Origin of the sequence: Streptomyces lushanensis, from assembly GCF_001700515.1 — a bacterium.
Lineage (GTDB): Bacteria > Actinomycetota > Actinomycetes > Streptomycetales > Streptomycetaceae > Streptomyces > Streptomyces lushanensis.
Window position 1 is genome coordinate 1 of record NZ_MAUD01000620.1, and the last position, 2,694, is coordinate 2,694.

General features: G+C 70.4%; 4 protein-coding genes. 3 read left to right on the top strand and 1 reads right to left on the bottom strand.

Features of this window, described 5'->3' with window-relative positions; all coding sequences use genetic code 11:
* Positions 1-496 (bottom strand): MFS transporter (locus BFF77_RS31885; RefSeq protein WP_141698608.1); only part of this gene is annotated, 496 nt, incomplete at its 3' end.
* 145 nt (positions 497-641) lie between these two features.
* On the opposite strand from BFF77_RS31885, the gene BFF77_RS31890 reads away from it, so the two are divergent.
* The 3 genes from BFF77_RS31890 (at position 642) to BFF77_RS31900 (ending at position 2,673) form a co-directional block, all read left to right on the top strand.
* Positions 642-1,172, top strand: coding sequence for a winged helix-turn-helix transcriptional regulator (locus tag BFF77_RS31890; RefSeq protein WP_066957011.1), 531 nt, complete (start codon positions 642-644; stop codon positions 1,170-1,172).
* Positions 1,173-1,273: 101 nt separating this feature from the next.
* Positions 1,274-1,600, top strand: a complete 327-nt coding sequence (locus BFF77_RS31895) for a DUF6412 domain-containing protein (RefSeq protein ID WP_066957014.1) — start codon at positions 1,274-1,276, stop codon at positions 1,598-1,600.
* 314 nt (positions 1,601-1,914) lie between these two features.
* Positions 1,915-2,673, top strand: coding sequence for a YidC/Oxa1 family membrane protein insertase (locus BFF77_RS31900; RefSeq protein ID WP_066957017.1), 759 nt, complete (start codon positions 1,915-1,917; stop codon positions 2,671-2,673).
* Positions 2,674-2,694: the final 21 nt, after the last annotated feature.

Sequence of the window (2,694 nt, forward strand, 5' to 3'; positions counted from 1 at the left end):
TCCTGGCCGGACCGGCCGGGAACGCGTGGACCAGCAGCCCGAGACTGCTCGCGATGATCGCGGCGCTCGCCGCGCCCTGTGCCACCCGGGCGAGGGTGAACAGCAGCGTGCTGTCGGCGAGCCCGCCGAGCGCGGTGGTGACACCGAGGGCGAGAGTGCCCAGGAGGAAGATCCGGCGTCTGCCGTAGTCGTCGGCGAGGCTGCCCGCGACGAGGAGCACGGCGGCGAGGCCGAGCGGCGCGCCGTTCAGCAGCCAGGCCTGGCCGGAGAGCGGTGTGCCGAAGGCGGCACTCATGCTCGGCAGGGTGAGCAGCGGAGTCGTGTAGTTCATCAGGGCGACGGTGGTGGCCGCGCTGGTCACGGCGAGCGTCGCGCCCGGGCGGGCCGGCGGCGCGGGCGTGGTCGCCGTACCGGCCCCTGTCGCCGTCGTGGGCGCGGACTGGTTCGGGGGCTGGGTCAGGGGTTGGTGCAGGGGCTTGGGCTGAGCCTGGGCCATGACGATCTCGTCCCCTCGGCGGCGGATCTGGAGGTGTGGTTCGGTTCGTTCGGCGATCTTTAGGTTCGGTGAATGAACTCAGTGCTGGATCGACCCTAGCAGCGTAGGTTCATTCATTGAACTCAAATCTTGCTAGGCTGATTCCATGGCTCTGGGCAAGGACTACGTGGCGCAGGAGTGCTCGATCGCCCGCGCGTTGGAAGTCATCGGTGAGCGCTGGACGCTTCTCGTCGTCCGTGACGCCTTCTACGGCATCCGCCGCTACAGCGACTTCCTCGGGCACCTCGGCCTGCCCCGCGCCGTCCTCGCCACCCGCCTCCAGGCCCTGGAGCGCGCCGGTGTCCTGGAGAAACGGCGCTATCAGGACTCCCCGCCGCGTGACGAGTACGTCCTCACCGACAGCGGGATCGCCCTCTGGCCGATTCTGCGGTCGCTCAGTGTGTGGGGTACCGCACATGTGGCCGGTACGAAGCGGCTGCGTGTGTTCACCCACGCCGACTGCGGTACGGAGCTGGGCTCGTACGGCGAATGCCCGGCCTGCTCTACGGCCGTACCACCCCAGGACGTGGAGATGCTCCCGGGCGAGGGGCTGGACCCGGAGCCGAGCGATCCGGTGAGCCGGGCCCTGCTCCGGCCCCGCCGACTGCTTCAGCCCCTTGAGGCCGATCGTGTATAACGGCTGAAGCGGCATGTGTCGTACAGGCGTGTACGAGTCCGAGCCCGAGCCCGAGCACGAGTAAGGGCGGGTGGGCGAGGACGGGACGAGAGGGGCAGGCCATGGTCCGCAGCGCGCTTCGGCTGCTGCGCCCCGCCGGGCTGCTGCTCTTCCTCCTCACCGAAGTCCTGCTGATCGACGCGGGCAGCCTCTCCGCCGCTGTCGCGCTCGCGGCCACCGCCGCCGCGGGCTCCGCCCTCGCCGCCTGCGCCGTCATCAGCGCGCGCTCCGTGCCGGCCCAGCCGCCGCACCGGGTACGCACGGCCATCCGCGACCGCGAGCAACGCACCGCCTTCCTGCCGCAACGGGATCCCGACGCATCGGGCCGTACCCGGCCCCGGGCACCCGGCCGCCGCCCGGCGACGGCCGCGTGGGCGCAAGCCGCGTAGGTACCAAGGGGACAGGCGCGCAGGCGTACAGGGGCATGTGCGCGGACGACGTCTGCATGCGTGACGTGTGCGCGAACGACATGTGCATGCACGACATGTGCGCGAACGACATGTGCGCGGACACGGAGGCAGCCGCTTCCGATGGTCCTGCCGTGTGCCTGACCCCGTAACCCTCCCGCGTACCCTCACGGGTCGTCATGCCGCATCGCCGCCTCAGGGCGGACCCGTCGCGCCGCGTGTATCGCGGCCGACCGCTCCCGACCGGCACGACAAGACCTCGTGGAGGGCTCACCTTGTCCGCTTTCTCTGTTCTCATGTCTGTTTTCGCCAACCTGGTCACAGGTCTCGCCGATTTGCTCCAGCCGCTCTTCCACGCGGGCTCCGCCGCCGCTGCGATCGTTGTGTTCACCGCCTGTGTACGGCTCGCGGTCCACCCGCTCGCCCGCGCGTCCGCCCGTGGCCAGAAGGCCCGCACCAGGCTCGCCCCGCAGATCGCCGAGCTGCGCAAGAAGCACGGCAGGAATCCCGAGCGCATGCAGAAGGCGATCGTGGAACTGCACGCCAAGGAGAAGGTCTCGCCGCTGTCCGGCTGTCTGCCCAGCCTGGCGCAGATGCCGGCGTTCTTCCTGATGTACCACCTCTTCTCCAACCGGACGATCGGCGGGGAGCGCAACGAACTGCTCGGCCACTCCCTCTTCGCCGCGCCTCTCGGTGACCGCTGGACCGACGCCCTCGCGCACGGCGGGATCGTCGGCGGAGCGGGGCTCGTGTATCTCGCGCTCTTCGCGATCGTCGCCGGAGTCGCCACCTTCAACTTCCGGCAGATGCGGATCCAGCTCGCGAGGACGCCCGCGATACCGGCCGGGCCCGGCGGACAGCCGGTCCCGGGCATGGGCGCGATGACGAGGATGATGCCGCTGCTGTCCTTTGCGACGCTTTTCACCGTCGGTGTGGTGCCGCTGGCGGCGGCGCTGTACGTGGTGACGAGCACGACCTGGACGGCGGTCGAGCGGTACTTCCTCTATTACCGCGGGATGCCGGTGGCGGGGACGGTGCCGGCCGCAGCGGCATAGCCGGTGCGGCCGGCACCGTCC

Excerpts from the sequence above, each read along its gene's own strand:
- BFF77_RS31890 (WP_066957011.1), top strand. The coding sequence starts at position 642 with ATGGCTCTGGGCAAGGACTACGTGGCGCAGGAGTGCTCGATCGCCCGC.
- BFF77_RS31895 (WP_066957014.1), top strand. The coding sequence starts at position 1,274 with ATGGTCCGCAGCGCGCTTCGGCTGCTGCGCCCCGCCGGGCTGCTGCTC.
- BFF77_RS31900 (WP_066957017.1), top strand. The coding sequence starts at position 1,915 with ATGTCTGTTTTCGCCAACCTGGTCACAGGTCTCGCCGATTTGCTCCAG.